The organism is Collinsella aerofaciens (assembly GCF_001405375.1).
GTDB lineage: Bacteria > Actinomycetota > Coriobacteriia > Coriobacteriales > Coriobacteriaceae > Collinsella > Collinsella aerofaciens_F.
Genome location: NZ_CYYP01000009.1, coordinates 31,937 through 58,627, shown reverse-complemented (window position 1 = coordinate 58,627; position 26,691 = coordinate 31,937). Strand labels below are relative to the sequence as shown.

The window sequence follows — 26,691 nt, the reverse complement described above, 5'->3', positions numbered from 1 at the left end:
TCCCCTATAACCGCTGGCACACCACGGACACACGCTGCCCGTCAAAGCCAAAGCCCCAGCGCATGCGTCCAATGGCGGGGCGTGGCACACGGATTTCGTCGATGCCGTCGCGCTCTATGTCGAGCAGCGCCTGCACGGCCAGCAATTCCAGGCCCAGCGCATCCACACCGGGGTCATACATCATGTTGATCGTTATCAGCGGACGTTCATCGAGCATACCGATCGTATCGGCTATGTCGAACACGGCGCCCGTGGGAAAAACCTGGATGTCCCAGCGATCCGCGCCACACTTTCGCCTCGAGGCAGGATTGGCATAGCCAGGCAAGCCAAAGCAGAGCCCCTGCAAGAGCAGATGATATGGCAGCGGCGTATCTGGGTCGGTCTCGCCGATTCCCGCATCTCCCAAGATGCGGCTTAGCGCCCGCCTCACGGTATCCTCGTTCCCATGGCACAGCCCGTCGCGAAACACATCGACGTCTCGAATGTCTTCTGCAGCGCACTCAAACCACTCAATAATCACTAGACGCAAGGCCTGGCGAAGCTCGTTATTGGGCAATCGCAAAGCACGGAGGCGATCGCCATGCTCTGGCTCCTCAGTCATATCCGTCGTGAGAAAACCGGACAGATACAGCGCTGTCCACATGCCATCGTCAGGCGAGACATCTGGCTCTGCAGTGCCCAAACAAAGCGGGACCTCAGCGCACCCATGGGCCTCGAGCAAATCAAACAAGACCGAAAGGCGGTCGAGATTCCACCCGGCAACTACCCTACTCAGGCAATCGGCATATCCATACAGATCGGCACGCACAGGCGCCGTGCAGCCTCGGCCCAGAAAACCGATCACACGCTCTGGACTCGAGCAATAGGCCCTGCCAAACCGATACCCCTCGAGCCATTCACGCGCATCATCCAGGTATTCCTCGCGCCCAGCATGATTCAAAAGAGCCTCGACCTCGGCATCCGAAAAACCGAACCATCGGTCACACCACGCCGACAGCGGCGTCGTCAGACAATACGAGCAGCAGTGCAAAGAAAGCGCCGCTACGGCAGGGCCGGGATACTCCCCCATCAGACACGCCAGCCGCAACGAATCGCGCGCAGTGGCAATGGCGTCGAACAGCACGCGATCGAGCAGCTCCGCCGGACCGGCTACGGAAACGTCCCTCGCGCTCGCACGGCGAGACCACGCCGCATCGTACCCATCAACGAGCAATACAACCTGCCCATCGCAGGCCATCTCCAGCAGCTCAATGAGCACACCGAGCACCGAGTCAACCTCATCCTCGCTCGCCGCGCCACGCGCAACGCGTTCGATGTGACGTACCTTGTCTCGAGCTAAATCCGGAGCCTCCAAAAGCGCCAGCAGGCGAGCGCACTCGTCCGAAAGAGCATCGCGCACGACGTCGGCAACATCGGTGCCACGCCTCGCAGCGCCAGAAAAGTCCAGCGATATCACCGGATAGCAAGCGTACTCATCCCGATAGCGCCCGCCGTCCGCATCCCAAATCTGAGCATCGGCAAACAAAAGCTGACCAGCGCGACCGACCGCTGGACGCTCCAGAAAAGCCCTGAGCATCGACAGGTTCATGCTCTTGCCAAAACCCTCGGGTCGACAGCACACCACAACGGACGCGTCGCAGTCCAACACATCGGCAATAAACATGGTCTTGTCGACCAGCGTGCAGCAACCAAGAGCCTCCGCATAGTCGTGCATGCCAATGGGCAAAGCCGCATCGTCGGCACAGCCGATCAAACGCACGCCAAAGCCGTCAGCACAACCATTATTTGCCTGTTCAGACACCAAAACGTTCCCCCTAAATCGCAGCACGATGCCAATTGTAATGACCGCATCGCATGTACCGATGTCGCCGCGCAAACATATCGGGCAACGGTAGTAACAAGAGGTGTGAGGGGGCACAATTAATCGTTGCACAACAAAACGGGGCCCGATACATTCGCACCGGACCCCGTCCCGACTATTTAGTTATCTGGCAACTGAGAGCCTACTCCCCCGAGTCGTCCTCCCCAGAAGCCTTCTTCTGCTGATCGAGCTTATGCTTACCACTTACGATAGACGTAGCGCCCAGCGTGGCCAAGCTCGCGCTGGCAAGGCTCGCCATAACGATAAGGTCGCCCGTCTTGGGCATGTTACCGCCCGAAGTCTTAGTCGTTGTAGTGGTGGTTGTAGTGGTCACCGTCTTGGAGTCATTTTGCTCTTGGTTCTGGTTGTCGGTGTTGCCTTTACTGCTGTCCTCGCCCTGCTGCTTTCCGTCCTCGGTCTTGTCCTTGTTCTTGTCCTTCTCCTCAGATTCAGACTTCTTGTCCTCGTCCTTCTTCTGAGCGGACTTGTCGTCCTTCTCATCAGAGCTAGAACCCTTATCGGATTCAACCTTCTCGGAAGCCTTATCCTTGGAGTCGCCCTTTGCGGCTTCGGTCTTTTCCGTGGAAGCCTGATCAGAGTTGTCCTTGTTCTGGGCCGAGCCGTTATTGACGCCAGCCATCAGCGAAGAACCCAGCGTAGAACCAAGCTGCTCGGAGAAAGAAGGCTTCTTGTCCGGCGAAGCAACGGGAGCGTCCGGCGCCTTATTCGAGTCGTCCTTGGAAGCATCGGAATCAGGGGTTGCGTCAGAGCCAGAGCCGTTGTTAGAGCCGGTGTCAACGGACGAATCGCTCGAGCCGGTGGATGAGTTAGAGGTGTCAGCGTCGGTCGAACCAGAAGCGTCGCTGTCCGTATTGCCGGCAGAGCTTGAAGACGAATCGCCCGCAGCAGAGCCGTTCGAATTGGAGCCGTTCGAGGTAGAGCCGTCGTTGGTAGTGCCACCAGCAGAGCCATTACCGTCAGCATCGGTCGAGGGCGCATCCATCCTGTCATCGTTGGCATCGTCACTCGAGTCGTCATTCGAATCAGGTGTCGGCGAGGGCGCCGGTGTAGGCTCGGGCTGCACGGGCGTCGCAGCGGCAGCGGCCTCGTCCTCGGCGATATAAGCCAAGCAGTCCTTCAGCTCATTCTTATAACGGTTCTTCCAGCCCTCATGATACTGGGGCTGGCTCGAATACTTGGTGGCGACATTGTTGACCACGCTATTGGAGAGCGCCGTCACAAACTCACGGTCAGTCATATCATTAGAAAGATTCGCCCAGCGGAAGAAGTCCCTGCAGCCACCGGTGCCGCACATGTTGGTAATGCTCCACACCATGCCCTTGACGCAATCGGCACGGCCCGAAATATCAATACCAAGGCCGCTCTTGAGCCACGCCTCGGTCACCGCATAGTACGAGTTGTACGCATAGGCATCTTGAAGTGCTGAGAACTCAACAGGATCGGTGTTGTACGCACCTTGGAAGGCATCCTGAGCGATACGGCCCAACTCGGTGAGCTGGCCGTTCTCGTACATGGCATTGCTCGTGTTGGAAATCTCGCTGCCGCGATCAATCGCATCCTTGAGCATGCTGTATTTTTCAGGGTTGTAGTTGTAGGCCTGCTTCATAAACGGGATGAGCGACCAACGGCGGTCGAACTGGTAATAGCCCAGCGCGTTATAACCGTCGCCATACGAAAAGCCCTGGTTATAGTTGCCATGGCTCTCATATTTGGTGAAGTACTTCATCTCGGGAGTCACGTTGACAAACGAAACGCCCTGGACCGACCTCAGCACGCCCGAGAAGGACTGCTGGGTGTAAAGGCCCTTATCGATATCGGTGGCATCCGAGGCAACGCCCGGCGTGGGCTCCTCGGCAGCGGCGGGCGCGGGCGCGGTAACGGCGCCAAACGAAAGCGCCAGCGTCAGGCCCGCGACAATAGCAGAATGCTTGGGCTGCATAAGATCCTCCCTGCATTGGTATAGTTAAAGTGCAGTTTGCAAAGATAGAAATAAGTATTGCAGCTCGCCCGTTGTTGCACAACAACCCCTCGGTAAACGGCAACAACCCTCCGCGAAATCTTAAGTAATTAAACAAACTGGTCGTCGGGCGCCATCAGAAGCTCGCCGTATCGCTCCATCAGCCCGTCCCTCAACTGACAGAAAGCGGGAATATAGACGTTCAAGATGCGCTGAATCAAATCTTGAGCGAGCTTGTTGTCGTAGATATGGACGTTCGTATTGCGGTCTCTGAGCATATCCAGCCAGGCTGCCTCATCAATAAAGTCGTAGAATCGGTAGGACTCCTTCAAGATGGCACGAGGAGACCCCGACGCGGCAAGCGTGGCGCCCTCATACTCGAGCAGACGCTTAAGGAGCTTCCAGCTCAGTTCAAATTGAAGATTGAACTTATTAATCAATCCACTCTGAACAAAATCATTGTTGAGATCCTGATTGGGCGCATCCTCAAGATTCGCCAAGGCGCTAACAAAGTTCTCATATTTTTTCATACAGAATCACACCATCCTTGGCAATCTCATCGAGCAATTGCTGCGATAGGGACTCGTCGAGATTGACGACATCTACATCTAAAAGAGTATCAAGATGTTCCTCGATCAAATATGAGAAACGGCCGAAATCCCGGCAACCTGCTACGGCGATGTCAATATCGCTCTTGGGCAAGTTGTCGCCTCGAGCACGAGAACCAAACAACACGACCTTCTCGGCGTCACATTCCCGAGCAAAAACTTCGATTTGCTTGTACACCTTGTCGAGAGATGCCATTTGCACCCCTACAGCTTAATGTCAAAGTTGATTTCGGGGACGGCGGCCAGGTCGGCCAACGTCACGCCGTCGACGTACTTTTCGATCACATCGTCCAGGCCGCGCCAGAACTTGACGGTGGAACACAGGTCACTGCGGGCGCAGCTGTTGTCGATGCCGTCGCACGCCACGGGCGCCGTGCTGCCCTCGACAGCGCGCAGGATGTCGCCGGCACGCACCTCGACCGGGTCCTTGGCCATCATGTAGCCGCCGCCCTTGCCGCGCACGCTCTTAAGCAGGCCCGCCTTCATAAGCGGACGAACCAGCTGCTCCAGATACTTTTGCGAGATATGCTCGCGGTCGGCAACCTCGCGCAAGGCAATCTTGCCCTCGGCGTCGCCCAGCGCCGCGATATAGATCATTAACCGGAGGGCATAGCGGCCCTTGGAAGAAATGAGCATACCTACCCTCCCATCGCATCTGGGACAACATAACCGGGTTTGTTTGTCCCAAATTTAAAGTAAGTGGGACAAACACAACAGGTTATTTTGTCCCAGAATTTGAAAAGTCGAGTGGATTAGTCGGGTTTTTCCTTGACTAACGCCGAACCCATAGTAACTTTATTCCGAGAAGATTCCTAGGGTTTAGTACACCTATGAGTACACCATATACAGAGAGGGACAGCATGAGCGCAAATCCGCTGCTTTCCATCGAAGGTCTGACCGCCTCCGTGGACGAGAAGACCATCCTCCACAACGTCAACCTCAACGTCGCCGCCGGCGAGACCCACGTGTTGATGGGTCCCAACGGCGCCGGCAAGTCCACCCTCGGCCACCTGGTCATGGGCGACCCCGTTTACACGGTCAACGACGGCCGCATCGTCTTTGACGGCCAGGACATCACCGAGCTCACCACCGACAAGCGCTCGCGCGCCGGCCTGTTCCTGAGCTTCCAGGCCCCGGTCGAGATTCCGGGCGTGCCGCTGTCGAGCTTTTTGCGCGCCAGCATCGCCGGCCGCCCCGGCCTGGAGATGAAGGGCAAGGAATTCCGCCGTCGCGTCAAGGAGCTCGCGGCCGAGCTCAACATGGATACCGCCTACCTCAACCGCGAGTTGGGCGTAGGCTTCTCGGGCGGCGAGAAGAAGAAGGTCGAGATGCTCCAGCTTCTGCTGCTGCAGCCCAAACTCGCCATCCTGGACGAGACCGACTCAGGCCTGGACGTCGACGCCCTGTCCACCGTCAGCCACGGCATGGACGCGTACCGCAAGAGCTGCGACGGCTCCATGCTCATCATCACGCACAACACGCGCATCTTGGAGCACCTGGATGTCGACCGCGTCCACGTTATGGTCAAGGGCCACATCGTGCGCGAGGACGATGCCTCGCTCATCCCCTGGATCGACAAGAATGGTTTTGAGACCTTCGAGCGCGAGGCCGCCGAGCAGCGCGCCCAGGCCGAGGCCGCCGCTGCCGAGCAGCAGGCGTAAAGGGGCGACGCAATGACCAAGAACCGCACCGAGGTCGCGGACATCGACCGCAGCCTCTACGACTTCACCTATGGCGAGGAGGGATTCGAGCGCCTCGACGCCGGCATCACGCCCGACATCGTGCGCGAGATCAGCGCAAAGAAGGACGAGCCGCAGTGGATGCTCGACCTGCGCCTCAAGTCCCTCGAGATCTTCAACCGCTTCCCCGACCCGACGTGGGGTCCCTCCATCGAGGGCCTGGACATGGACAACATCGTCACCTACGTCAAGCCCAACACCGACCAAAAGCACGACTGGGAGTCGGTGCCCGACGACATCAAGAACACCTTTGAGCGCCTGGGTATCCCCGAGGCCGAGCGCAGCTACCTAGCGGGTGTCGGCGCGCAGTACGACTCCGAGCTGGTCTACCACAACATGCAGGACACGGCGTCCAAGATGGGCATCGTCTACTCCGGTATAGAGGAAGCCCTGCATGACCCGCAGTGGGAGCCGCTCATCCACGAGAAGTTTATGACGCTCATCCCGCCCACCGACCACAAGTTTGCGGCCCTGCACGGCGCCGTGTGGTCGGGCGGCTCGTTTGTCTACGTGCCCAAGGGCACCAAGTTGGACTTCCCGCTGCAGAGCTACTTCCGCCTTAACGCCAAGGGCGCCGGCCAGTTTGAGCACACTCTCATCATCGTCGAGGACGATGCCGACCTGCACTTCATTGAGGGTTGCTCTGCGCCCAAGTACAACGTGGCCAACCTCCACGCCGGCGCCGTCGAGCTCTTTGTGGGCAAGCGTGCGCACCTGCGCTACTCGACCATCGAGAACTGGTCCAAGAACATGTACAACCTCAACACCAAGCGTGCGCGCGTGGACGAGGACGGCGACATCGAGTGGATCAGCGGCTCCTTCGGCAGCCACGTGGGCTACCTCTACCCCATGAGCGTGCTCAACGGCCGTCGCGCCCGCTCGAACTTTACTGGCATCACCTTTGCCGGCGCCGGGCAGAACCTCGACACCGGCTGCAAGGTCGTGCTCAACGCGCCCGAGACCTCGGCAACCGTCGAAACCAAGGGCATCTCCAAGAGCGGCGGCATCCAGACCTTCCGCAGCTCTATCGTGGCGACACCCAAGGCCGAGGGCTCCAAGGCAACCGTGAGCTGCCAGTCGCTGATGCTCGACGACCAAAGCCGCTCCGACACTATTCCGGCCATGGACATCCGCGCCAAGAACGTCGACATCGGCCACGAGGCCACCATCGGACGTATCGGCGACGACAAGGTGTTCTACCTGATGAGCCGCGGTATCTCGGAGGAAGAAGCCCGTACCATGATCGTCAACGGCTTTGCCAACCCGGTCTCCAAGGAGCTGCCGCTGGAGTACGCCGTCGAGATGAACAACCTGATCAAGCTCGAGATGGAAGGAGCGATCGGATAATGAAACAGGAAACCAACACCGTTGCTACCACGCTCGAGCAGGTCAACGCGATGCCGGCTGCCACTTGGGGCTGGCTGAAGATGAATCAGACCAAGCTCGAGCTCTCTGACGAGCTTGCCGCCGCTCCCGCCGAGACCGTTAAGGTTGAGGGCTTGGACGAGCAGTTTGCTGGCGTGGCAGACGCGTTCGACGCCGCCATGGACGCCATGGCCGAGCGCTTCCCCGAGCGCCGCGCCTCCGCGCCCGGCGATGCCGCCGACCGCGCCCGCATCACGCCCGAGACCGAGCTCGACGTGCCCGCAACCTCCGTCTACCAGGCCGGCGCCATTAAGCTCGAGGAAGAGCTCTCCCCTGCTGAGGCCTTCGAAACCGGCATGGGTGAGCCTGCCTACGCCTACTTGGCCGAGCACGCTACCAAGCGCATCGTCATCGATGTACCCGCATACAAGCACGCCACGGTTACCGTGCGCGTGAGCGGTGTCAATGCAGCCGCGGCCATCGCCGCCATCGACGTCGTCGCCCGTCCTCAGTCAACGCTCGATCTGCTTATTGCCCTGGACTCTCCCGTTGCCGGCCAAGGCGTCGTGGGATCCGTGCTACGCGTGTGCGCCCACGAGTACGCCACCGTCAACGTGACCTGCACGCAGACGCTCGACGATAGCTGGATCGCGCTCGACGACACCGGCCTGTTCCTGGACGAGGGCGCGCGCGTCAACGTGCAGCACACCGTCCTGGGTGCCGGCGCCAGCGCCACCGGCCTTGCCGGCGACCTGCTGGGCGATACCGCCAAGGTCACCATCGATACTGACTACCTGGGCGCCCGAGAGCAGGTGCGCGACTTTAACTACGAGCTGCGCCACCGCGGTCGCAAGACCGAGTGCGAGATCGACGCCAACGGCGTGCTGACCGGCACGTCCAAGAAGGTCTACCGCGGCACCATCGACCTCGTGCACGGTTGCAAGGGTGCAACCGGCACCGAGCGCGAGACGGTGCTTTTGGCCAACAAGGGCGTCGACAACAAGACCGTTCCCGTCATTCTCTGCGACGAGGACGACGTCGCCGGCAACCACGGAGCCACCATCGGCCACGTCCGCGACGAGCAACTGTTCTACCTCGCCTGCCGCGGCCTTGACCAAAACGCCGTCGAGGACCTGTTCGTCCGCGCCAAGCTGGAGGACGCCGCACTTTCCGCCACCGACGAGCGCACCCGCGCCGCCGTCGTCCGCCTGGGCAACAACCTGATCGATAACTTTGAAGAGGAGCTCGCATGATCGACACCGAGCACGTTAAATGCGATACCTGCACCGCCCCCGAGCCCATGGAGCTCGACGCCAGCGACGAGGCTTCGCGCGGCTGGCCCACTGTGGACATCGAGACCAACCCCTACAAGGGCCAGTTCCCGCTGTTCCAGCAGCACCCCGAGATCGCCTTCCTCGATAGCGCCGCCACCGCGCAGCGCCCTGCCTGTGTGCTCGACGCCGAACGCGACTTCTATCAGCGCATGAACGCCAACCCCCTGCGCGGCCTGTACTCGCTGTCCGTCGAGGCCACCGACGCCATCGCGAAGGTCCGCCAACAGATCGCCGACCTCATCGGCGCCGCCCAGGCCAACGAGGTCGTCTTCACCCGCAACACGAGCGAGTCGCTCAACCTGGTCGCCAAGAGCTTTGCACCCACGGTGCTCGAGCCCGGTGACGAGGTCGTCATCACCATCATGGAGCACCACTCCAACCTAATCCCGTGGCAGCAGGTCTGCCGCGAAACCGGCGCCAAGCTCGTCTACCTCTACCCCACCAAGACCGGTCAACTCACCACCGAGGAGGTTCTGTCCAAGGTGGGCCCCAAGACCAAAATCTTGGCCGTGGGTCAGGTGTCTAACGTGCTGGGCGTCGAGAACCCGGTCAAGAATCTCGGCAAGCTCGTGCACAAGTACGGCGGCTATCTGGTCGTCGACGGCGCGCAGTCGCTGCCGCACATGCCGGTCGATGTGGCCGATCTGGGCGCCGACTTCTTTGCCTTTAGCGCGCACAAGGCCATGGGCCCCATGGGCATCGGCGTGCTGTGGGGCAAAATGGACCTGCTCAACGCCATGCCGCCCATGCTCACCGGCGGCGAGATGATCGACTCGGTCACCGAGCAGGACGCCGTCTGGGCGCCCGTTCCCGAGAAATTCGAGGCCGGCACGCAGGACGCCGCCGGCATCTTCGCCACGGGTGCGGCACTCGACTACCTGGTCAACACGGTGGGTTACGAGAACATCCAGGCCCGCGAGCAGGCACTCGTCCACTACCTGATGGGTGAGCTCATGCAGCTCGACTTTGTCCAGATCATCGGCTCCATCTATTGGGACAACCACCACGGCGTTGTGAGCTTTAACGTCAAGGGCATCCACCCGCACGACGTCGCGAGCATCATGGACATGGACGGCGTCTGCATCCGCGCCGGTCACCACTGCGCGCAGCCGCTGCTTACCTGGCTAGGCGTCGAGAACCTTGCCTGCTGCCGCGCCAGCGTGGCCTTCTACAACGACAAGGCCGACATCGACAAGTTCATCGCCGGCCTGCATCACGTTTGGAGCACGTTCAATGGGTAATCTGTACACCTCCACCACATTTATGGAGCACAACTCGCACCCCGACTATAAATACGAGATGGATGCTCCCACGCACGAGCACGACGGCATCAACCCCAGCTGCGGCGACGAGCTCACCTTGCAGCTGCGCGTCGAGAACGGCGTGATCGAGGAGGCCTCCTTTACCGGCCACGGCTGCGCCATCAGCCAGGCCAGCGCCGACATCATGGCCGACCTCATCACCGGCGAGACCGTCGAGGAAGCTCACCGCCTGGCAGAGCTCTTCCTCGCCATGATCCGCGGCGAGCAGCTCTCCGAGGAAGACCTGGAAGACCTGGACGAAGCCGCCCAGCTCCAGGACATCTCGCACATGCCCGCCCGCGTCAAATGCGCCGAGCTCGCCTGGCGCACCCTCGACGGCATGCTCGAGGGGCAAAATAATCAGTAGTACTTGTCCCAAATCTTAAGATTTTTGTTGGCCGAATCGCTTGACAAGAGTGGTTCGGCCATTTTCTATTCCGAGAGCTCAACCTGTGCCTTCACCCGCGCATAAGAACGCACGATACGAGATACGGTACTCTTGCTGATTCCCGTATACCGTTCGATCTCGCGCACCGTGTAGCCGCCATCGTGCAGAGCGAAAATGATTCTGTCTCGCCGCGAGGGCTCAACGGTCTTGAGATCATTGAGCGGAACCCCGAGGCTCTTCGCCATCTTGTCGGCAAAGGCGTGGCGTTCCCACTCTGTCTCTTTCATATCGCACAGCGCTGGCTCGCTACCGTCGGGCGTCGAAAGCGAATAGGCAATAAAGCCCTCGGCAGAACCAAAAAGTTCAAGCACGCAAGAAGGATCAGAAAATCCCCTCGCGGCATCGGCCGCATCACAGTCGTAAGAGCGCAGATGTTCCGCAAAGCTGCTCCAGGGATAACGCTCGATTAGGCTAACGCCCACCTCCTGCGGATCGGCGTGTACAGAGCGAATAGCCTCCATCACCTGCCAATCGGTATCGAGCGAACGCCGGTCAAAACGGTTCTGGAACAGATGGCCTGTGCGCCCCATGCGCTTATTGAACCGCCGCGCGTACGTCAAAAGCAGCCGGTGCATCGCCGCGCTCATCCTGTCCTCGTAATCTGCAAGCACCAAATGCACGTGATTGCCCATAAGGCACCAGGCGATAACCGTCACACCCTCCTCGCGGCAGCACTCGCGCATCAGCTCCAAAAACTCCCACCGGTCGTCATCGCCCTCAAAGATGAGCCGCTTGCCCGTACCGCGGGCACAGACATGGTAAAAGCCGGTAACCGTTCTCCAAACGCGCTGCATGGCGCTCCCTTCGCCGGGATCTGCTTGCCATCCAATACAGCACGATTGAAGCGTGCCATCAAAACATTCACGCAAAACAATACACTCGCGCGGCCAAAGGCAGCAAACAGGCGGCGAACGGCACCGTTGCAACAGGTCAACCACTGCAACGCTTACAAGAGCGGACCAAAAGCCTGCCCAAGACGGACCCCCTCTACGGAAGCTCATGACCACAGAACATAGAGTTAAACCGTTTCAATTAAAACTTCAGGACTTCTCGCTACGAAAACTGAGCCGTTCGCCGAATATTCCGTGCATTTCGCGGTATTATAGGGGCTGCATGTCATGTCCCTTTCGAAGGGTCGCCCGGCAATCGCCAGCCACGACCCCCAGACGGGACGCCAACACGATAGAGAGGAGAGGCATGCAGTACTCACAGGAAGTGGAGAACATGTGCCCCGTTGCCAAGGGTGCATACCACGGCCCCGCACCCATCCCCGAGGAGGGCAAGTGGGTCCAGGCTAAGGAGATTTCCGACATCTCCGGTCTTACGCACGGTGTGGGTTGGTGCGCACCTCAGCAGGGCGCCTGCAAGCTCACGCTGAACGTCAAGGACGGCATCATCGAGGAGGCCCTCGTTGAGACCATCGGCTGCTCGGGCATGACCCACTCTGCCGCCATGGCTTCCGAGATCCTTCCCGGTAAGACCATCCTCGAGGCCCTCAACACCGACCTTGTCTGCGACGCCATCAACGTTGCTATGCGCGAGATCTTCCTGCAGATCGTTTACGGCCGCAGCCAGACCGCGTTCTCCGAGGGCGGCCTGCCCGTGGGCGCCTCCCTCGACGACCTCGGCAAGGGCCTTCGCTCTCAGGTCGGCACCATGTTCGGCACCAAGGCCAAGGGCGCTCGTTACCTCGAGCTCGCTCAGGGCTACGTCACCCGCATGGCTCTCAACGACAAGAACGAGATCATCGCATTCGAGTTCCTGAACCTCGGCAAGTTCACCGACGCCGTCAAGGCCGGCAAGACCCCCGAGGAGGCCATCGCTGGCGCTATGGGCCACTATGGTCAGTGGGAGAACGCTGCCAAGTACATCGACCCGCGCACCGACGAGGAGACTCACTCCGTCGCCAGCGTGTTCCCGGTTCACGAGTAGAAAGGGAGGGAAATAACTATGACTGTTACGTTCGAAGGTTACGAGCGCCGCGCTGACAAGATCAACAAGTGCCTCGCCGACAACGGCATCGCCTCCCTCGAGGAAGCTCTGCAGATCTGCACCGACAAGGGCTTCAACCCGCGTGAGATCGTCAACAACACCCAGTCCATCGCCTTCCAGAACGCCGAGTGGGCCTACACCCTCGGCTGCGCTCTTGCTGTCAAGCGTGGCGCCAAGACCGCTTCTGAGGCTGCTGCCATCATCGGCGAGGGCATCCAGGCCTTCACCGTTCCCGGCTCCGTCGCCGAGGACCGCAAGGTCGGTCTGGGCCACGGCAACCTGGGCGCTATGCTGCTCTCCGACGACACCGAGTGCTTCGCCTTCCTGGCCGGCCACGAGTCCTTCGCTGCCGCTGAGGGCGCTATCGGCCTGGCTCTGAACGCCAACAAGGCTCGCAAGAAGCCGCTGCGCGTTATTCTCAACGGTCTGGGCAAGGACGCCGCTCAGATCATCGCCCGCATCAACGGCTTCACCTACGTGAAGACCCAGTTCGACTACTTCACGGGCGAGCTCAAGGTCGTCGAGACCATCCCCTACTCCGATGGTCCCCGCGCCGCCGTCAACTGCTACGGCGCCGACGACGTCCGCGAGGGCGTTGCCATCATGTGGCACGAGAACGTCGACATCTCGATCACCGGTAACTCCACCAACCCCACGCGCTTCCAGCACCCCGTCGCTGGCACCTACAAGAAGGAGCGCCTCGAGGCTGGCAAGAAGTACTTCTCCGTCGCTTCTGGTGGCGGCACTGGCCGTACCCTGCACCCGGACAACATGGGCGCCGGCCCTGCCTCTTACGGCATGACCGACACCATGGGCCGCATGCACTCCGACGCCCAGTTCGCCGGTTCTTCCTCCGTGCCTGCGCACGTCGACATGATGGGTCTCATCGGCATGGGCAACAACCCCATGGTCGGTGCCACCGTCGCCTGCGCTGTCGCCGTCGAAGAGGCCCTCAAGGCCTAATCGCGCCCGCGCGATGCTCAGATAGTTGAGCTTTGGAGCCGCTACCTTTCGAGGTAGCGGCTCTTTTTGTTTGCGCTGGCGCAGGGTATCTAATGCCGATATATCAGCTGGGGCGAAATACGAGATGTGAAGAGATGGAGCGTCAGAGCGTCCATGACGCCCACCTGCCATATTTGCCCTTTACCGATTTGCCGAGTCTTTGCGGCCCCATTGCCGATCACCCGTGCGACAATGCGCCGGACGAGAAAGGAATCCGATGGAATCGACTGATGTACTGGTAATTGGATCTGGCATTGCGGGCCTTTGTGCCGCCATCGAAGCGGCACGCACGGGCGCAACCGTCGCTGTGGCAAGCGCCGGCAAGACCATGAGTGGATCGAGCTTCTTCCCTGGAACCTGGGGCCTAGGGCTTATCGGACCCGTTAACGAAGACGACGAACAAGACCTCATCGACACCATCCAGACCGTCGGCGGCGGTGTTGCCGACCCCGAGCTTGTCCAGACGTTTGTCCACGGCATTCCCCAGGCAATTGAATGGCTCGAGCAAGACCTGGGCGTTGAGCTCAAGCGTCCGCAAAACGCTGAGAGCGCTCAGCAAAAGCAGTTTATCCCCTGCTTTGACCACAAAACGCGCATGTGGCGCGGCCTCACCCGCAAGCCCCTTGAGGACGCTCTGACAGCCCGGATCGAGTCGCTCGGCATTCGCCTGCTCCCCCGCCATGAGCTTATCGACCTTGTTGAGGACACGAACGGCAGAATCACCGGAACCGTGCTCTACAACCTCACCGAAGATCGAATCTTGCCCTTTGCTACCAAAGCCACGATCATCGCAGCCGGTGGCACGGGTGGCCTGTTCGAGCGAAGCCTCACTTCCGCCGACGTGCTCAGCTCATCACAGGCCATCGCACTGGCGCACGGCGCATCGCTTACTAATATAGAGTTCATGCAGATGATGCCCGGCTTCATCGAGCCCAAGCGCAACCTTGTCTTTAACGAGAAGACCTGGCGCTACGTACATGTAGACCAGCCGGCAGATATTGCCGACGACAAGCTGGACGACCTGCTCGAGCAGCGCTCTGGATATGGTCCCTTCACGTCACGCTTGGCCTCCCGCGCTATCGATCTCGTCATCGAACAGGCAGGTGTCGAAGGCCTGGCACTCCACTACGACTTCCCCCGCGAGGATGTCCCAGAGTTTGTGCAGACCTTTGCCACCTGGCTGCAAGACGAGCACGGCATCGCCCCGACTGACGAGATGCGCGTTGCGATGTATGCCCACGCCGCTAACGGCGGCATCAAGATCGATAAGACCGCGCACACGGGCGTTGAGGGCCTCTACGCTTGCGGCGAGGCGACAGGCGGCATGCACGGCGCCGACCGCATTGGTGGCTTGTCAAGCGCCAACGGCATCGTATTCGGACGTATCGCGGGCGCATCGGCAGCCCTCGCAGCGCAGAAAGAGCCTGAGGCGGCCCTGAAGGCGGATATCACCCTCCCCCAGTACGGCATTGCCACAACAGATGCCGAACGCCTGACACACAGCCTTAGGCACACGATGAGCACCTTTTGCATGATCAACAGGACCGAAACAGGCCTATCCGAGGCCCTGCAACAGCTTGAAAGCCTGCAAGACAAGGTCATGGCGCTGAGCAAGCCGCATACCGATGACAGCGAGATCGCAGCCCTCGCCCGCCTACAGTCGCAGATTCGACTAGCACAGGAAATGGTCAAAGCCATGCGCAAGCGAACTGAAAGTCTCGGGTCGCACTATCGAGCGGATTAAACCGGACACCTATCTAAAGCAGAACACAACCAATCGATATCCATGGGCCCCGTGAGCTCGAAGCAGCACGGGCCCATTCGTGTCCGCACGGCAGCGTATCCTTATTCTGAATACAGAGTGGGCAAAGCCCGCATAGACAATAGACCAGCGAGGAGGAGATATGGACAGTAGAGATATCGAGAAGTGGCGTGTCGAACTTGATAGCTACGCCAATGTGGAAGACGGCGTTGAATATTGGCTCGCACGCGATTTAATGGAACCCATGGGGTACACTCGATGGGAGAACTTCGCCGAAGTTGTTAAGAGGGCAAAAGTCTCGTGCGAAACAAACAAAACTCCAGTTGATTCCCATTTTCGTGACACCACGAAAATGGTAACTGCCGGTGTCGCCGCTCGCGCGGTTAAAGACTACAAACTTACGCGCTACGCATGCTATTTAATCGCCCAAAACGGAGATCCAAACAAGCCGGAGATCGCGCTCGCGCAGGCATACTTTGCCGTCCAGACGCGCCGCCAAGAGCTCATAGAGCAGCGCTTCGCAGAGATTCAGCGCTTGCAGGCGCGCCACTCGCTATCCGATTCAGAGAAACAGCTCTCGGGTATTACGTTCAAACGCGGCGTTGACTCCAAAGGATTCGCGATCATCAAGTCGAAGGGCGATGAAGCGTTATTCGGCGGCAGAAGCACGGCGCAAATGAAGCAGCAGCTCGGCATACCCAAGAGCGCGGCATTGGCGGACAGGTTAGCCGATGTCCTCATCAAAGCAAAGGACCTTACGAACTCGATGACGGCCTTCAACGCCGAGGAACACGACCTGTACGGTCTGGACCAGATCAAGCAAGAGCACGTCGAGAACAACACAAGCGTGCGTGGCAGCCTCATCGACCGCGGAATTGTCCCCGAGAACCTACCGCCTGCCGAGGATACAAAAAAGCTCGAGCGTCGTGTGAAGGCAGACGAGAAGAAACTCAAGGAGGGTACTGACGGTTTTACCGATCCCCAGGGTAGGCTCGATCTGTGAAAGCGGCCGCGCCTTTTCGGGTTCGACCCCATGCGAGGTCAACAAAAAAAGACGGCCAGCTCTCGTTGACCGTCTAAACTTGCTTTGGTGGGCCGTCAGGGGGTCAGCCTGCTGCGCAGGCGACCGCTGCGGCGCCAAGGCGCCTTGCGCGCTGCGCTGGCAAATGCTTACGCATTTCCTCAGCTCCGCGCCCCGACGGGTTCGACCCCATGCGAGGTTAACAAAAAAGCGACCAGCCTAAGCCAGTCGCTTTAACATGCTTTGGGTGGGCCGTCAGGGGGTCGAACCCTGGACCTTGGGATTAAGAGTCCCCTGCTCTACCAACTGAGCTAACGACCCAAAGCTAAAGTCCGTTATGGCGGACTTTAGAGGAGATATCGTGTGGTGGGCCGTCAGGGGTTCGAACCCTGGACCTTGGGATTAAGAGTCCCCTGCTCTACCAACTGAGCTAACGACCCGATATCAACACGAAGCAAGAACTGGGGTGGGTAAAGGGACTCGAACCCTCGACCTACGGGACCACAACCCGTCGCTCTAGCCAACTGAGCTACACCCACCGTGTCCTGTGCGCTTCGCGCTCGACTATTATTGCAAGGAACGCCACGCGATGCAAGCCCCAATTTTCAAGAATTTTGAAAAGAGTTTTTCGAGCGCGTTTCGAGCAATTCCCACCGGTTCCATAGGAGTAAACTTGCCCCACTGCAAATCCTCGAAAGGACCGGCATGAAAGAACTCTCCAACCGCACGGCAACATTTACCGATTCGGTCATCCGCCGCATGACACGCATCTCCAATAAGTACGATGCCGTCAATCTCTCGCAGGGCTTCCCCGACTTCGATCCTCCGGCGCAGCTGCTCAACAGCCTGAGCACCATCGCCGCCGACCCCAAGCCGCTCTACCACCAGTACTCCATTACCTGGGGCTCCCAGGCCATGCGCGAGGCGCTCGCCGCCAAACAGGAGCACTTTATGGGCATGCCGGTGAACCCCAACGAGAATATCGTAGTCACCTGCGGCTCCACCGAGGCCATGATGGCCGCCATGATGACGGTCACGAACCCCGGCGACAAGGTCGTCATCTTCTCGCCGTTCTATGAGAACTACGGCGCCGACACGATCCTTTCGGGTGCCGAGCCCATCTACGTGCCGCTTAACCCGCCTGCGTTCGACTTTGACCGTGAGGTGCTTGAGGCGGCCTTCCGCGACAACGATCCCAAGGCGATCGTCCTGTGCAACCCGTCCAACCCCTGTGGCAAGGTCTTTACGCGCGAGGAGCTCACCTTTATCGCCGACCTCTGCAAAAAGTACGACGCCTACTGCATTACCGACGAGGTATACGAGCACATCGTCTACGCGCCCCACGAGCACGTCTATATGGCCACGCTGCCCGGCATGTTCGAGCGAACCATCAGCTGCAGTTCGCTGTCTAAGACGTACTCCATCACCGGCTGGCGTCTTGGCTACACCATTGCCCCGGCCCAGATCACCGAGCGCATCAAGAAGGTCCACGACTTCCTCACCGTGGGTGCCGCCGCTCCCCTGCAGGAAGCCGTCGTCACCGCCCTCAACTTCGACGGCAGCTATTACGATGAGGTCCTTGACCTCTATACCGCCAAACGCGACCTGTTCTGCCAAGGGCTCGATAGTATCGGACTTAAGCACAACGTACCGCAGGGTGCCTACTACGTGATGATGGATATCTCTGAGTTTGGCTACGACAGCGACCTCGAGTTCTGCGAGGACCTGGCCTCAAAGGTGGGCGTGGGCGCAGTGCCCGGCTCGAGCTTCTTCCGCGAGCCCGTCAACCATCTGATTCGTTTCCACTTTGCCAAGCGAGACGAGACGCTTAACGCGGCACTGGAGAACCTCAAGTCTCTACGTGATAAAATCAAGCCGCGCGGGTAAGGACGGCCCGGCAACTAAAGCAACCAAAGAAGCCTCGCACCGCCCGCCGCGTTGCGAGGCTTCTTTCTATAGCGCTTTCTTAAATGGTTTGAGCTCTATACTTTAGTCACGGAGCAACTCGTCCCAGAGAGAGGAATATTATGGCAGAGCAGCAGCTTATCGGAGCGCTCGAGGCCGGCGGCACCAAGATGGTCTGCGCCACGGGCTATGCAGACGGCACGGTCCTGGAGCGTGAGCAGATCGCGACCACGACCCCGCAGGAGACCGTCGAGGCCGTCAACGCGTGGTTTGCCGACAAGGGCATCGCCGCGCTGGGCATTGGCGCCTTTGGCCCTACCGCAGTCAACCCCGCCTCGCCCCAATACGGCAAGATCCTGGAGACGCCCAAAACGGCATGGCGCTACTTTGACCTGCTGGGCACTATCCAAAACGAGCTCAATATTCCCTGCGGCTACGACACCGACGTCAACGTCGCCTGCCTGGGCGAGGTCACCTTTGGTTGCGCCCAGGGCCTCACAGACGTGATCTACCTGACCATCGGCACCGGCGTGGGCGCCGGCGTGCTATCGGGCGGCAAGCTCGTACACGGCATGATGCATCCCGAGGCCGGCCATATCCTGGTCACGCGCGACCCGCGCGACACCATCGGCGAGCATAGCGCCTGCCCCTTCCACGACAACTGCCTCGAGGGCCTCATCGCAGGCCCCGGCGTTAAAAAGCGCTGGAATGGCAAGAGTGCCGGAGACATGGCCGATGACCCGGAGGCCATGGATCTGCTCGCGGGCTATCTGGCACAGGCACTCATGACCTACACGCTGTGCTATGCCCCGCAGAAGATCATCATCGGCGGTGGCGTTGCCGATCACACCCCTATCGTGCCGCTCGCCCGCAAAAAGTGCGCCGAGATGCTCAACAGCTACATCGTCACGCCCGAGGTCAACGATATCGACACCTACATTGTCAACAACAGCCTCGAGGGCAAGCAGGGCATTATGGGCTGCCTGGCCCTGGGCGCACAGGCGCTTCAGTAGCAGACGCACCCACAGGGCGTGGCGCGCCCGGCAAATCCGACCTACGGAACGACGCCACCACGCCTCATATAAGCCCTCAAATAAAAAAGGCCGCCTAGGACCAAACAATACGTCCTAGGCGGCCTTTTTGGCGCACATCAGCGACCGTAAGAGATATCGGAGCACAACGCCCGTTGCCGCTCCACAGCAGTCGATCATCACATCGGTGATCATGCCGGCGCGTCCCGGCACAAAGAGCTGAATCGTCTCGTCGATCGAGGGAATCAGCAGCAGGAACACCGCCGTGGGCAGCAGCACGTCAAAGGTGCGCCGGCCCTCAAAATCAAAGGCGTGCGTTGCCAGGATGCCGAGCACCATATACTCGGTAAAATGCGCGCACTTGCGAACAACAAAGTTGGTCACCCATTCATATGGAAGTCCCACGCCGTGCAGGAAACCGCGGATAGCTTCCATGACCGTTAGGCTCAGCGAGCCCGACCCCGAGCCGGGAACCAACGAATTGCCCCAGATCAAGAGCGCCATCAGGCAGGTAACGACCGCCCATTTTCGATTGATTTTAACCATGCAGAAGTTATGCCTCCGCGCGGAGCGGCGCGAAGCTAGCGGTACCGCCCTCGATAACGCTCAGGTAGGCACGGCCCGTACGCTTGGCGGTAGAGGACTGCAGGCGCTCGATCTCTTCCTCGAGGATCTGATTAACGCGCTCGTGACGACGGTTTTCCATAATGCCGGCGGCAATAGCCTCGGCCCGCTCGATGCTCTCGCGCGAGATACGGGCAGTATCCTCGGGGAACACAGTGCTGTGACGGCCGACATAGGCGGGGGCAGCAGGTTGAGGGGCAGCGACGGGGGCGGGGGCTGCAACAGGAGCAGGCTCGTCAATCTCATCCAGAATCGCGGTGGCGGCGGCCCACATGTCCTCGTGGCCCGAGTAATCAGCCATGGGGACATCAACCTCGAGCGAGGCGTCCGGAAGGTCGCCGGTGGCGATGCGATCTTGGGCATCAATCGATGCGGTGATGGCTGCAGGCTCATCGAGGTCATCGAGATCGATGTCCGCGGCACCGGAGATGATAGGCATGCTGGCGAGGTTTGCATTGTACGGCGCAGCCTCAGCCGCCTGCTGCTGGGCAGGAGCGCCCCAAAGCGAGCTCTCGGCGGCACGGCGGGCGGCAACGGCCTCCTCGTCCGCGGTCATGGCTTCATCAATGTACGAATTGTCGGCAGAAGCGTTCGCATCCGCCGAGGTAGCGCTGTAAGCGTTATTGGCTGCCGCGTTGGCAACGAGTGCCACGAAAGCCGCCGTGCTGCCCGCAGGGGCGGCCTGGGAGCCAGACACGGCACGCGCCGCGGCGGCGATGTCGTCGCGATTGAAAGAGCCGGTCTGCCCGCCGTTGGTGAGCTCGTCGATGGCGACTTGATAGACGTCGCGCGAGTGTGCAGGGTCGCAGCTCACCGGCGAATCGTCGTCGAGCATACTGTCGATCATGGACCAAGCCTCGTCCTCGTCCATAGCATCTGCGGCTCGAGCGATGGTAGGGACACCATCATCGGCATGACGGCGCTGGAACGCACCAGTCAGGCCGGAAAGGAATGCCGAGGTAGGCTGCTCCGCCTGAGCCTGAGAAGCAGAAGCCGCAGCGTAAGGAGTCGCATCCTGCTGCTGGGCTGGAATCGAGGCGGTCTTGAACTCGCTTTGATGCTGATTGAGATTGGCGGCACCGCCCATGGCATCGGGCTGGAACAGACGCTCTTCACGCTGCGCACGGTACTCGGAGATACCCAGCGAGGCGGCATAGATACCCACGCCCGCCACCGCGCCCACGGCGAAGGGAACCGCACCTGCCACGACCGTCTCGTTCACCGACGAAAACGGCAGCGTCGCGGCATACATAACCACGGGAGCGGCAAGGCCGATCCCGCACGAAAGTCCGGCAAGGACTGCTCGTTGTGTTGCATCAGAAGAAGCCATGAGCTCTCCCCATCTTCCAGCACCCAAATCGCATCATTCAGTTGGCTGCGCGAGAGAAGATGAAGCGGGGCTATGCCCCAAAGCAACGGTATATGGTTCGTTTCATCTGCGTTTTCCGTCGCGAAGCTTAAAAGCTATTATGCGAAACCGCCCCGTCGATTGCAAGCGACGATGTCGGATTGAAACGGGAAACCTGCTGCTCGTCGGTCTTATGGTTAAAAATAAGTGCGGAGCGACGATATGAAAAAGGGCCGAGGCTCAAAGCCCCGACCCTTTATCGAATTGATGACTATCGCTGCGCGTGGATGACAACCTAGAACGTCTGCTCGTAGTCGCTGTGCTTTTTGGCCGAACGCACCAGGAACTCTTGGTTGGTGTTGGTGCCCTTAAGACCCTTGATAAACGATGCGGCTGCGCGCTCGGTGTTGTTCATGCCGGCAAGAATGCGACGCAGGCCAAAAACAAACGGACGCATCTGCTCGTCGACCAACAGGTCCTCATTACGCGTACCGGAGGCAACAGGGTCGATAGCCGGGAAGATGCGACGGTCGGCCAGGTCGCGGTCGAGCTTAAGTTCCATGTTGCCAGTGCCCTTGAACTCCTCGAAGATGACCTCGTCCATCTTGGAACCGGTGTCGATGAGGGCAGAGGCCAGGATGGTGAGCGAGCCACCGTTCTCGATATTACGGGCTGCGCCCAGGAAGCGCTTGGGCGGATACAGCGCCGCCGAATCGACGCCGCCCGAAAGGATACGGCCCGAGGCGGGCGCCGCCAAGTTGTAGGCGCGGGCAAGACGCGTGATGGAGTCGAGCACCACCACGACATCGCCGCCCAGCTCCACGATGCGCTTGGCGCGCTCGATGACGAGCTCGGCCACGCGGGTGTGGTTGTCGGCGGGCATATCGAAGGTCGAGGCCACGACCTCGCCCTTAATGGAGCGCTGCATATCGGTGACCTCCTCGGGGCGCTCGTCGACGAGCAGGCAGATGAGGTGCACCTCGGGGTTGTTAATCGAGATAGACTGGCAGATCTTCTTGAGGATCGTGGTCTTGCCGGCCTTGGGCGGGGACACGATCAGGCCACGCTGACCCTTGCCGATCGGCGACACGATGTCGATGGCGCGACCGGTAATGGAGTCCTTGCCGTGCTCCATGCGCAGCGGCTCGTTGGGATAGACCGGGGTGAGGTCACCAAACTTGGGGCGGTTGCGAATCTGCTCGGGGTCCAGACCGTTGACGGTCGTGATTTTGGCGAGGCCGGCGCGCTTGTCGCCGCCGCGCGAAGGACGCAGCGAGCCCTCGATGACGTCGCCCGTGCGCAGGCGCGCGGAGCGGATGAGGTAGGCGGGCACGAAGGCGTCGTCGTTGGACTTCATGTAGCCATGGGCATGGATGATACCGGAGCTGTCCGGACGAATCTGCAGGATGCCCTTGATGTCGCGGAAGCCCTCGGCCTTCGCGGCGGTGACGTAGATCTCCTCGACGAGCTCGGCTTTCTTCTTGCCGGTCGTCTCGATCTCGAACTCCTTGGCCTTCTCGCGCAGCTCGGCGACCTTCATGGCCGCGAGTTCCTCACGCGAAAGCGTGGGCTCGGTGGGGGCGGCGTTGCGCTCCTTGTTGCGCTGTTTGCGATCGCGCTGGCGGTTGCGGCGGTCGTTGTTGCGGTCGTCCTTGCGCTCATTGCGCTCGTCGTTGCGCTTGTGCTGGCGACGGTTGGGGCGAGTGCCGTCTTCGGCCTCGGCGGGCGCGGCGCCATCGGTTGCGGCGGCATCGGCGTTAGCCGCAGTATCATCGCTGGCCTCGGCCTTGGAATCGCCCTGCAGCTCGGCCTCGGCCTGCTGCTCGGACGCCTTGGCCTTAGCGGACTTCTTACGACCGCGCTTGGGCTTCTCGGACGCAGACTGTTCGACGTCCTGGGGCTCGGCGGCATCAATCGATGCATCGGCGGTCATCTCGGCGGAATCCTCGGACGCACCCTTCTTGGCAGCCTTGGCCTTGGACGTGCGCTTAGCAGCAGTACGACGGCTGCGACCGGGACGGACGTCGGCAGGCTCGGCATCGGCAGAAACGGCCTCGGAAGTCGCAGCATCCTGGACGGGTGCATCGGCAGCGGTTGCAGACTCGGCGATCGCCGCAGCATCCCGAGCGGCGACGGCTGCGGCTGCGGCCTTCTCGGCCTCGACGAAGGCCTTGGGCTTGCGACCGCGACGGTGCGGGCGCAAAGCCGGATCGACAACGGGGACTTCGCTGGCCTCGACAGGCGCAGCGGGCTCAACAGGCGATGTGCCCTCCCCTGCCGCGGAACGGACCGAAGCCTCAGTGAGCTCGGGGGTTACCTGTTCAGCAACCTGCTCGGCCTTAGCAGCCGTGCGACGGCGTGTGCGCGGTACCGGCTTCTCGGTCGGCTGGCCGGCGGCAGGCGTCTCGGGCACAGACGGAGCTGCGAGCTCGGTCAGAGCCGCAGCCTCGCGCTCGGCAGCACGACGGCGGGCGCGCACCACCTGAGCCTCGCTAATCTGCGCCAACGCACGTGCCTGCGCGACCTCATCGGAAATCGGCGCCGAGGAGTCAGCTGCAACGGTGCGCTTGGCGCGCGTCGTGCACGTGGTACGGCGCTTGGGCTTGGTGACCTCCTCGCCGTCAGCGGCAGGCTTGGCCGCGCGGCGCGTGCGCTTGGGCTTTGCCGGAGCAGCCTCCTCACCAGTTGCAGGCACGGCCTTCTCAGCCGTTGCAGGCGTAGGCGTCGAAGCAGCCTTGGGCGTCTCAGGAGCCGAGGCTTGCGCGGGCGCCGCGACCTGGTCCGACGCAACCGGTGCAGCGGGAGCGGCCTGCGTCGTCGTTATTTCGTTTTCTTGCTGTTGATCAGACACAGTGTTTGCTCAACTTTCTTTTCAAGCCCTGTGATCACATGCTCCCTGCATAAACCTTCAGGGCGGCTAAACAGTCTAGCTCCGTCAAATACCGACGGACATCATTGATCTGTATCGAGATATTTGCGTCATATACGCAGCGTTAGTGTAACACAACCGCAACCACCTGCAACTTAGTCATTGGGGACGTTCTTAAACGACTAGTCAAAAGGGACACTCTTTGGTTTAACACCCACAAATCTGACTGCCTCCGCCAAAACTATGGCGGTTTACTACGATGAATCGCTCAACCGCGACCACTCCGAAACTTGTTGAACTAAAACCGCAGGTAGATGCCTTGCACTTTTTAGCGAAAAGCCGGCGTGGTTGGAATACCTCAATTCATCGTAGTAAATCGACATAGTTTCGTATTTCCAGCAGTTCCAAATTCGTCAATACGTCGGCGTTTGCAAAAAAGCCCGACCTCCGTGGGAGATCGGGCTTTCAAGGCTTAGTTAAACCAAGTCTGTACGGTCAAATGACTCGATGATTACATCTGCTCGGGCGCGGAAACGCCAACGAGGGTGAGCACCAGGGCGAGCGTCACGCGAACGGCATCGCAAGCGGCCAGACGGGCGCGCGAAAGCTCGGGGTCGACGGGACGGCCCTCGCTCGGCAGAACCTGGCAGGCAGCGTAGAAGCTGTGGAAGTCGCCGGCGAGTTCCTCGGCAAAGTGCGTCAGACGGAACGGGGCGCGGTCGCGAGCGCAGCTGGCGATGAGGTCGGTGAGCTCGTTGAGCTTACGCGAAAGGGCGAGCTCGGTCGGGTCGGTCAGCAGCGAGTAATCGACGTTCTCACCGATGGCCTTGGCGGCGACGGCCTTCATGCCCATCTCGTCAGCCTGCTCGGGCGTAACGTCGGCGGCACGGCGTAGGATGGAGCACACGCGGGCGTGAGCGTACTGCACGTAGTACACCGGGTTGGAGTTGTCGCGCTTCTTAACGGCCTCGATGTCGAAGTCGACCATCTGGTTAGAGCTCTTGGAGATGAGCGTGTAGCGAGCGGCATCGGAGCCGACCTCGTCGACGAGCTCCTGAAGGGTCACCATGGTGCCCTTACGCTTGGACATACGGACGGGCTTGCCATTGCGCAGCAGGTTGACGAGCTGGCCCAGCAGAACCTCAAACTTGCCGGGGTAACCCAGAGCGTCGCAGACGCAGCGGACGCGCTCGATGTAGCCGTGGTGGTCGGCGCCCCAGATGTCGATGACGTGGTCGACGCGCTGGAACTTATCCCAGTGATAGGCAACGTCGGAGGCGAAGTAGGTGTACTCGCCGTCGGACTTGATCAGCACGCGATCCTTGTCATCGCCCAGGTCGGTGGAGCGGAACCACAGGGCGCCGTCCTTGGTGTAGAGGTAGCCCATCTTGTCGAGCTTCTCAAAAGCGCGGTCGACGGCGGAGGTGCCGGCGGTCTCGCCCTCGGTGTCCTTCACGTACAGGGAGCGCTCGGAGAACCAACGATCGAAGTCGCAGTTAACGGCGTGGCAAAGGTCGCGCATGTTGTCGACCATCTTTACGTAGCCGCGCTCGCGGAAGCTCTCCATGCGCTCCTGCGGATCGGCGTTGACCCACTTATCGCCATCGGTGCGCCAGAACTCGGCGGCCTCATCGATGATGTAGTCGCCGCCGTAGGAGTCCTTGCCCAGGGTCTCGGCAAAGTTGTCCTGGTACGGATGGGTCTCGGGATGCTCGTCGTTCTCATCGGCAACGAAGGCGTCGCGGTCAGCGATCAGCAGCTTGTGAGCCTCGTCGATATCCACGCCCTGCTTGGCGATGATGTCGGCAAGCTGCATATAGCGCGTGCTGATGGAGTTGCCGAAGGTGTTCATCTGAGAGCCGTGGTCATTGATGTAGAACTCACGCTGGATGTCGTAACCGGCGTGATCCATAACGCGGCAGAGGGAGTCACCCAGCGCGGCCCAGCGGCCATGGCCGATGTGCATGGGGCCGACGGGGTTGGCGGAGACGAACTCGACCTGGGTCTTCAAGCCGCCACCGACGTTGGACTTAGCGAAGTCCATGCCCTTCTCGCGGGCCTCGCCAAAGATGGCATTCTTGACAGCGACGGAAAGGTAAAAGTTGATGAAGCCGGGGCCTGCGATCTCGACCTTCTCAATCGCGGGGTCCTCGGGCATATGGGCAACGATGGCCTCGGCGATCTTGCGCGGGGCGCAGTGGGCCAGCTTGGCGGACTTCAGGGCCATGGTGGAGGTCCACTCGCCATGAGAAGTGTCAGCCGGTCGCTCGATAGCGCAATCGTCAAGTTCAAATGCGGAAAGGTCGCCGGCCTCCTGGGCCGCAGCAAGCGCAGCGCGTACCAGCTCTTCAATCTTCTCGGGCATAGATCCTCCTTGTGTTAAAGCCCCCGAGCTCTTGGTCACTCGTAGGGCAAAAGCCAGAGTTTGTAGCACTCTATCACAAGCGACGGGCACTGTCGCAGGGTAAAGCCAATCGATATTGCATATGCACAAAATTGACTA

Annotated in this window: 21 protein-coding genes and 3 tRNA genes; 11 read left to right on the top strand and 13 right to left on the bottom strand. The window is 60.3% G+C overall.

Annotated features, from left to right (window positions below; genetic code table 11):
• Positions 1 to 4: 4 nt before the first annotated feature.
• The 5 genes from ARB25_RS05910 to ARB25_RS05890 form a co-directional block, all read right to left on the bottom strand.
• On the bottom strand, positions 5 to 1,801 hold the full coding sequence (locus ARB25_RS05910; protein WP_156327691.1) for an AAA family ATPase: 1,797 nt from the start codon (positions 1,799 to 1,801) through the stop codon (positions 5 to 7).
• Between the two features lie 202 nt (positions 1,802 to 2,003).
• Positions 2,004 to 3,821, bottom strand: a complete 1,818-nt coding sequence (locus tag ARB25_RS05905) for a VgrG-related protein (protein WP_055286559.1) — start codon at positions 3,819 to 3,821, stop codon at positions 2,004 to 2,006.
• 128 nt (positions 3,822 to 3,949) lie between these two features.
• Entirely contained in the window at positions 3,950 to 4,369 is a 420-nt protein-coding gene (locus ARB25_RS05900) for an HI0074 family nucleotidyltransferase substrate-binding subunit (RefSeq protein ID WP_055286557.1), read from the bottom strand.
• Complete coding sequence (locus tag ARB25_RS05895) at positions 4,356 to 4,643, bottom strand: nucleotidyltransferase family protein (protein WP_055286556.1); 288 nt, start codon at positions 4,641 to 4,643, stop codon at positions 4,356 to 4,358. The genes ARB25_RS05900 and ARB25_RS05895 overlap by 14 nt, the downstream gene beginning before the upstream one ends.
• 8 nt (positions 4,644 to 4,651) lie before the next feature.
• Positions 4,652 to 5,083 carry an RrF2 family transcriptional regulator gene (locus ARB25_RS05890; RefSeq protein ID WP_055286554.1) on the bottom strand — a complete coding sequence of 144 codons (432 nt, stop codon included), beginning with the start codon at positions 5,081 to 5,083 and terminating at the stop codon, positions 4,652 to 4,654.
• A 224-nt stretch (positions 5,084 to 5,307) separates the two neighbouring features.
• On the opposite strand from ARB25_RS05890, the gene sufC reads away from it, so the two are divergent.
• Genes sufC through sufU form a run of 5 tightly spaced genes read left to right on the top strand, consistent with a single transcriptional unit; the run spans position 5,308 to position 10,553 of the window.
• On the top strand, positions 5,308 to 6,108 hold the full coding sequence (sufC, locus tag ARB25_RS05885; RefSeq protein ID WP_006235561.1) for a Fe-S cluster assembly ATPase SufC: 801 nt from the start codon (positions 5,308 to 5,310) through the stop codon (positions 6,106 to 6,108).
• Between the two features lie 12 nt (positions 6,109 to 6,120).
• Positions 6,121 to 7,533, top strand: coding sequence for a Fe-S cluster assembly protein SufB (sufB, locus tag ARB25_RS05880; RefSeq protein WP_055286551.1), 1,413 nt, complete (start codon positions 6,121 to 6,123; stop codon positions 7,531 to 7,533).
• Positions 7,533 to 8,804 (top strand): SufB/SufD family protein, encoded by a 1,272-nt coding sequence (locus ARB25_RS05875; protein ID WP_055286549.1) that lies wholly within the window; start codon positions 7,533 to 7,535, stop codon positions 8,802 to 8,804. The genes sufB and ARB25_RS05875 overlap by 1 nt, the downstream gene beginning before the upstream one ends.
• Positions 8,801 to 10,126: an aminotransferase class V-fold PLP-dependent enzyme gene (locus ARB25_RS05870; protein ID WP_216595117.1), complete on the top strand. Its 1,326-nt coding sequence runs from the start codon at positions 8,801 to 8,803 to the stop codon at positions 10,124 to 10,126. The genes ARB25_RS05875 and ARB25_RS05870 overlap by 4 nt, the downstream gene beginning before the upstream one ends.
• A complete protein-coding gene (gene sufU / locus ARB25_RS05865; RefSeq protein ID WP_055286548.1) occupies positions 10,119 to 10,553 on the top strand; it encodes a Fe-S cluster assembly sulfur transfer protein SufU in 435 nt (144 codons plus the stop codon). Before ARB25_RS05870 ends, sufU begins: the two co-directional genes overlap by 8 nt.
• Positions 10,554 to 10,618: 65 nt before the next feature.
• On the opposite strand, the gene ARB25_RS05860 is transcribed toward sufU, so the two are convergent.
• Positions 10,619 to 11,428 carry a transposase gene (locus tag ARB25_RS05860; RefSeq protein ID WP_055286546.1) on the bottom strand — a complete coding sequence of 270 codons (810 nt, stop codon included), beginning with the start codon at positions 11,426 to 11,428 and terminating at the stop codon, positions 10,619 to 10,621.
• A 403-nt stretch (positions 11,429 to 11,831) separates the two neighbouring features.
• Here ARB25_RS05860 and ARB25_RS05855 point away from each other — a divergent pair, with 403 nt between their 5' ends.
• From ARB25_RS05855 to dinD, 4 genes are all read left to right on the top strand, one after another.
• The gene (locus ARB25_RS05855) at positions 11,832 to 12,566 is read left to right on the top strand and encodes an iron-sulfur cluster assembly scaffold protein (protein WP_006235554.1); all 735 of its coding nucleotides are present in this window, start codon (positions 11,832 to 11,834) and stop codon (positions 12,564 to 12,566) included.
• An 18-nt stretch (positions 12,567 to 12,584) separates the two neighbouring features.
• A complete protein-coding gene (locus ARB25_RS05850) occupies positions 12,585 to 13,589 on the top strand; it encodes a GGGtGRT protein (RefSeq protein WP_022094815.1) in 1,005 nt (334 codons plus the stop codon).
• 256 nt (positions 13,590 to 13,845) lie between these two features.
• Positions 13,846 to 15,372 (top strand): FAD-dependent oxidoreductase, encoded by a 1,527-nt coding sequence (locus ARB25_RS05845; RefSeq protein WP_055286544.1) that lies wholly within the window; start codon positions 13,846 to 13,848, stop codon positions 15,370 to 15,372.
• A 160-nt stretch (positions 15,373 to 15,532) separates the two neighbouring features.
• The gene (dinD, locus tag ARB25_RS05840) at positions 15,533 to 16,393 is read left to right on the top strand and encodes a DNA damage-inducible protein D (protein ID WP_055286542.1); all 861 of its coding nucleotides are present in this window, start codon (positions 15,533 to 15,535) and stop codon (positions 16,391 to 16,393) included.
• A 266-nt stretch (positions 16,394 to 16,659) separates the two neighbouring features.
• Here the strand turns inward: dinD and ARB25_RS05835 are convergent.
• From ARB25_RS05835 to ARB25_RS05825, 3 genes are all read right to left on the bottom strand, one after another.
• Positions 16,660 to 16,732, bottom strand: a tRNA-Lys gene (locus ARB25_RS05835).
• A 43-nt stretch (positions 16,733 to 16,775) separates the two neighbouring features.
• A tRNA-Lys gene (locus ARB25_RS05830) sits at positions 16,776 to 16,851 on the bottom strand.
• 22 nt (positions 16,852 to 16,873) lie between these two features.
• Positions 16,874 to 16,950 (bottom strand) — tRNA-His (locus ARB25_RS05825).
• 166 nt (positions 16,951 to 17,116) lie between these two features.
• Between ARB25_RS05825 and ARB25_RS05820 the strand changes: the two genes are divergently transcribed.
• Together ARB25_RS05820 and ARB25_RS05815 are read left to right on the top strand one after the other, a co-directional pair.
• Positions 17,117 to 18,298, top strand: coding sequence for a pyridoxal phosphate-dependent aminotransferase (locus ARB25_RS05820; protein ID WP_055286540.1), 1,182 nt, complete (start codon positions 17,117 to 17,119; stop codon positions 18,296 to 18,298).
• A 140-nt stretch (positions 18,299 to 18,438) separates the two neighbouring features.
• A complete protein-coding gene (locus ARB25_RS05815; protein ID WP_055286538.1) occupies positions 18,439 to 19,329 on the top strand; it encodes an ROK family protein in 891 nt (296 codons plus the stop codon).
• A gap of 114 nt (positions 19,330 to 19,443) precedes the next feature.
• Here ARB25_RS05815 and ARB25_RS05810 read toward each other — a convergent pair whose 3' ends face one another.
• The 4 genes from ARB25_RS05810 to argS all read right to left on the bottom strand — a co-directional run bounded on the left by ARB25_RS05810 (position 19,444) and on the right by argS (position 26,553).
• On the bottom strand, positions 19,444 to 19,893 hold the full coding sequence (locus ARB25_RS05810; protein ID WP_006235485.1) for a VanZ family protein: 450 nt from the start codon (positions 19,891 to 19,893) through the stop codon (positions 19,444 to 19,446).
• A 7-nt stretch (positions 19,894 to 19,900) separates the two neighbouring features.
• The gene (locus ARB25_RS05805) at positions 19,901 to 21,301 is read right to left on the bottom strand and encodes a hypothetical protein (protein WP_055286536.1); all 1,401 of its coding nucleotides are present in this window, start codon (positions 21,299 to 21,301) and stop codon (positions 19,901 to 19,903) included.
• A 313-nt stretch (positions 21,302 to 21,614) separates the two neighbouring features.
• Positions 21,615 to 24,170, bottom strand: a complete 2,556-nt coding sequence (rho, locus tag ARB25_RS09765) for a transcription termination factor Rho (RefSeq protein ID WP_253276061.1) — start codon at positions 24,168 to 24,170, stop codon at positions 21,615 to 21,617.
• A 529-nt stretch (positions 24,171 to 24,699) separates the two neighbouring features.
• The gene (gene argS / locus ARB25_RS05795; protein WP_055286535.1) at positions 24,700 to 26,553 is read right to left on the bottom strand and encodes an arginine--tRNA ligase; all 1,854 of its coding nucleotides are present in this window, start codon (positions 26,551 to 26,553) and stop codon (positions 24,700 to 24,702) included.
• Positions 26,554 to 26,691 lie beyond the last annotated feature (138 nt).

What these genes read in the sequence shown, in the direction of transcription:
- ARB25_RS05905 (WP_055286559.1), bottom strand. Translation starts at nt 3,821, where the DNA reads ATGCAGCCCAAGCATTCTGCTATTGTCGCGGGCCTGACGCTGGCGCTT.
- ARB25_RS05900 (WP_055286557.1), bottom strand. Translation starts at nt 4,369, where the DNA reads ATGAAAAAATATGAGAACTTTGTTAGCGCCTTGGCGAATCTTGAGGAT.
- ARB25_RS05895 (WP_055286556.1), bottom strand. Translation starts at nt 4,643, where the DNA reads ATGGCATCTCTCGACAAGGTGTACAAGCAAATCGAAGTTTTTGCTCGG.
- ARB25_RS05890 (WP_055286554.1), bottom strand. Translation starts at nt 5,083, where the DNA reads ATGCTCATTTCTTCCAAGGGCCGCTATGCCCTCCGGTTAATGATCTAT.
- sufC (WP_006235561.1), top strand. Translation starts at nt 5,308, where the DNA reads ATGAGCGCAAATCCGCTGCTTTCCATCGAAGGTCTGACCGCCTCCGTG.
- sufB (WP_055286551.1), top strand. Translation starts at nt 6,121, where the DNA reads ATGACCAAGAACCGCACCGAGGTCGCGGACATCGACCGCAGCCTCTAC.
- ARB25_RS05875 (WP_055286549.1), top strand. Translation starts at nt 7,533, where the DNA reads ATGAAACAGGAAACCAACACCGTTGCTACCACGCTCGAGCAGGTCAAC.
- ARB25_RS05870 (WP_216595117.1), top strand. Translation starts at nt 8,801, where the DNA reads ATGATCGACACCGAGCACGTTAAATGCGATACCTGCACCGCCCCCGAG.
- sufU (WP_055286548.1), top strand. Translation starts at nt 10,119, where the DNA reads ATGGGTAATCTGTACACCTCCACCACATTTATGGAGCACAACTCGCAC.
- ARB25_RS05860 (WP_055286546.1), bottom strand. Translation starts at nt 11,428, where the DNA reads ATGCAGCGCGTTTGGAGAACGGTTACCGGCTTTTACCATGTCTGTGCC.
- ARB25_RS05855 (WP_006235554.1), top strand. Translation starts at nt 11,832, where the DNA reads ATGCAGTACTCACAGGAAGTGGAGAACATGTGCCCCGTTGCCAAGGGT.
- ARB25_RS05850 (WP_022094815.1), top strand. Translation starts at nt 12,585, where the DNA reads ATGACTGTTACGTTCGAAGGTTACGAGCGCCGCGCTGACAAGATCAAC.
- ARB25_RS05845 (WP_055286544.1), top strand. Translation starts at nt 13,846, where the DNA reads ATGGAATCGACTGATGTACTGGTAATTGGATCTGGCATTGCGGGCCTT.
- dinD (WP_055286542.1), top strand. Translation starts at nt 15,533, where the DNA reads ATGGACAGTAGAGATATCGAGAAGTGGCGTGTCGAACTTGATAGCTAC.
- ARB25_RS05820 (WP_055286540.1), top strand. Translation starts at nt 17,117, where the DNA reads ATGAAAGAACTCTCCAACCGCACGGCAACATTTACCGATTCGGTCATC.
- ARB25_RS05815 (WP_055286538.1), top strand. Translation starts at nt 18,439, where the DNA reads ATGGCAGAGCAGCAGCTTATCGGAGCGCTCGAGGCCGGCGGCACCAAG.
- ARB25_RS05810 (WP_006235485.1), bottom strand. Translation starts at nt 19,893, where the DNA reads ATGGTTAAAATCAATCGAAAATGGGCGGTCGTTACCTGCCTGATGGCG.
- ARB25_RS05805 (WP_055286536.1), bottom strand. Translation starts at nt 21,301, where the DNA reads ATGGCTTCTTCTGATGCAACACAACGAGCAGTCCTTGCCGGACTTTCG.
- argS (WP_055286535.1), bottom strand. Translation starts at nt 26,553, where the DNA reads ATGCCCGAGAAGATTGAAGAGCTGGTACGCGCTGCGCTTGCTGCGGCC.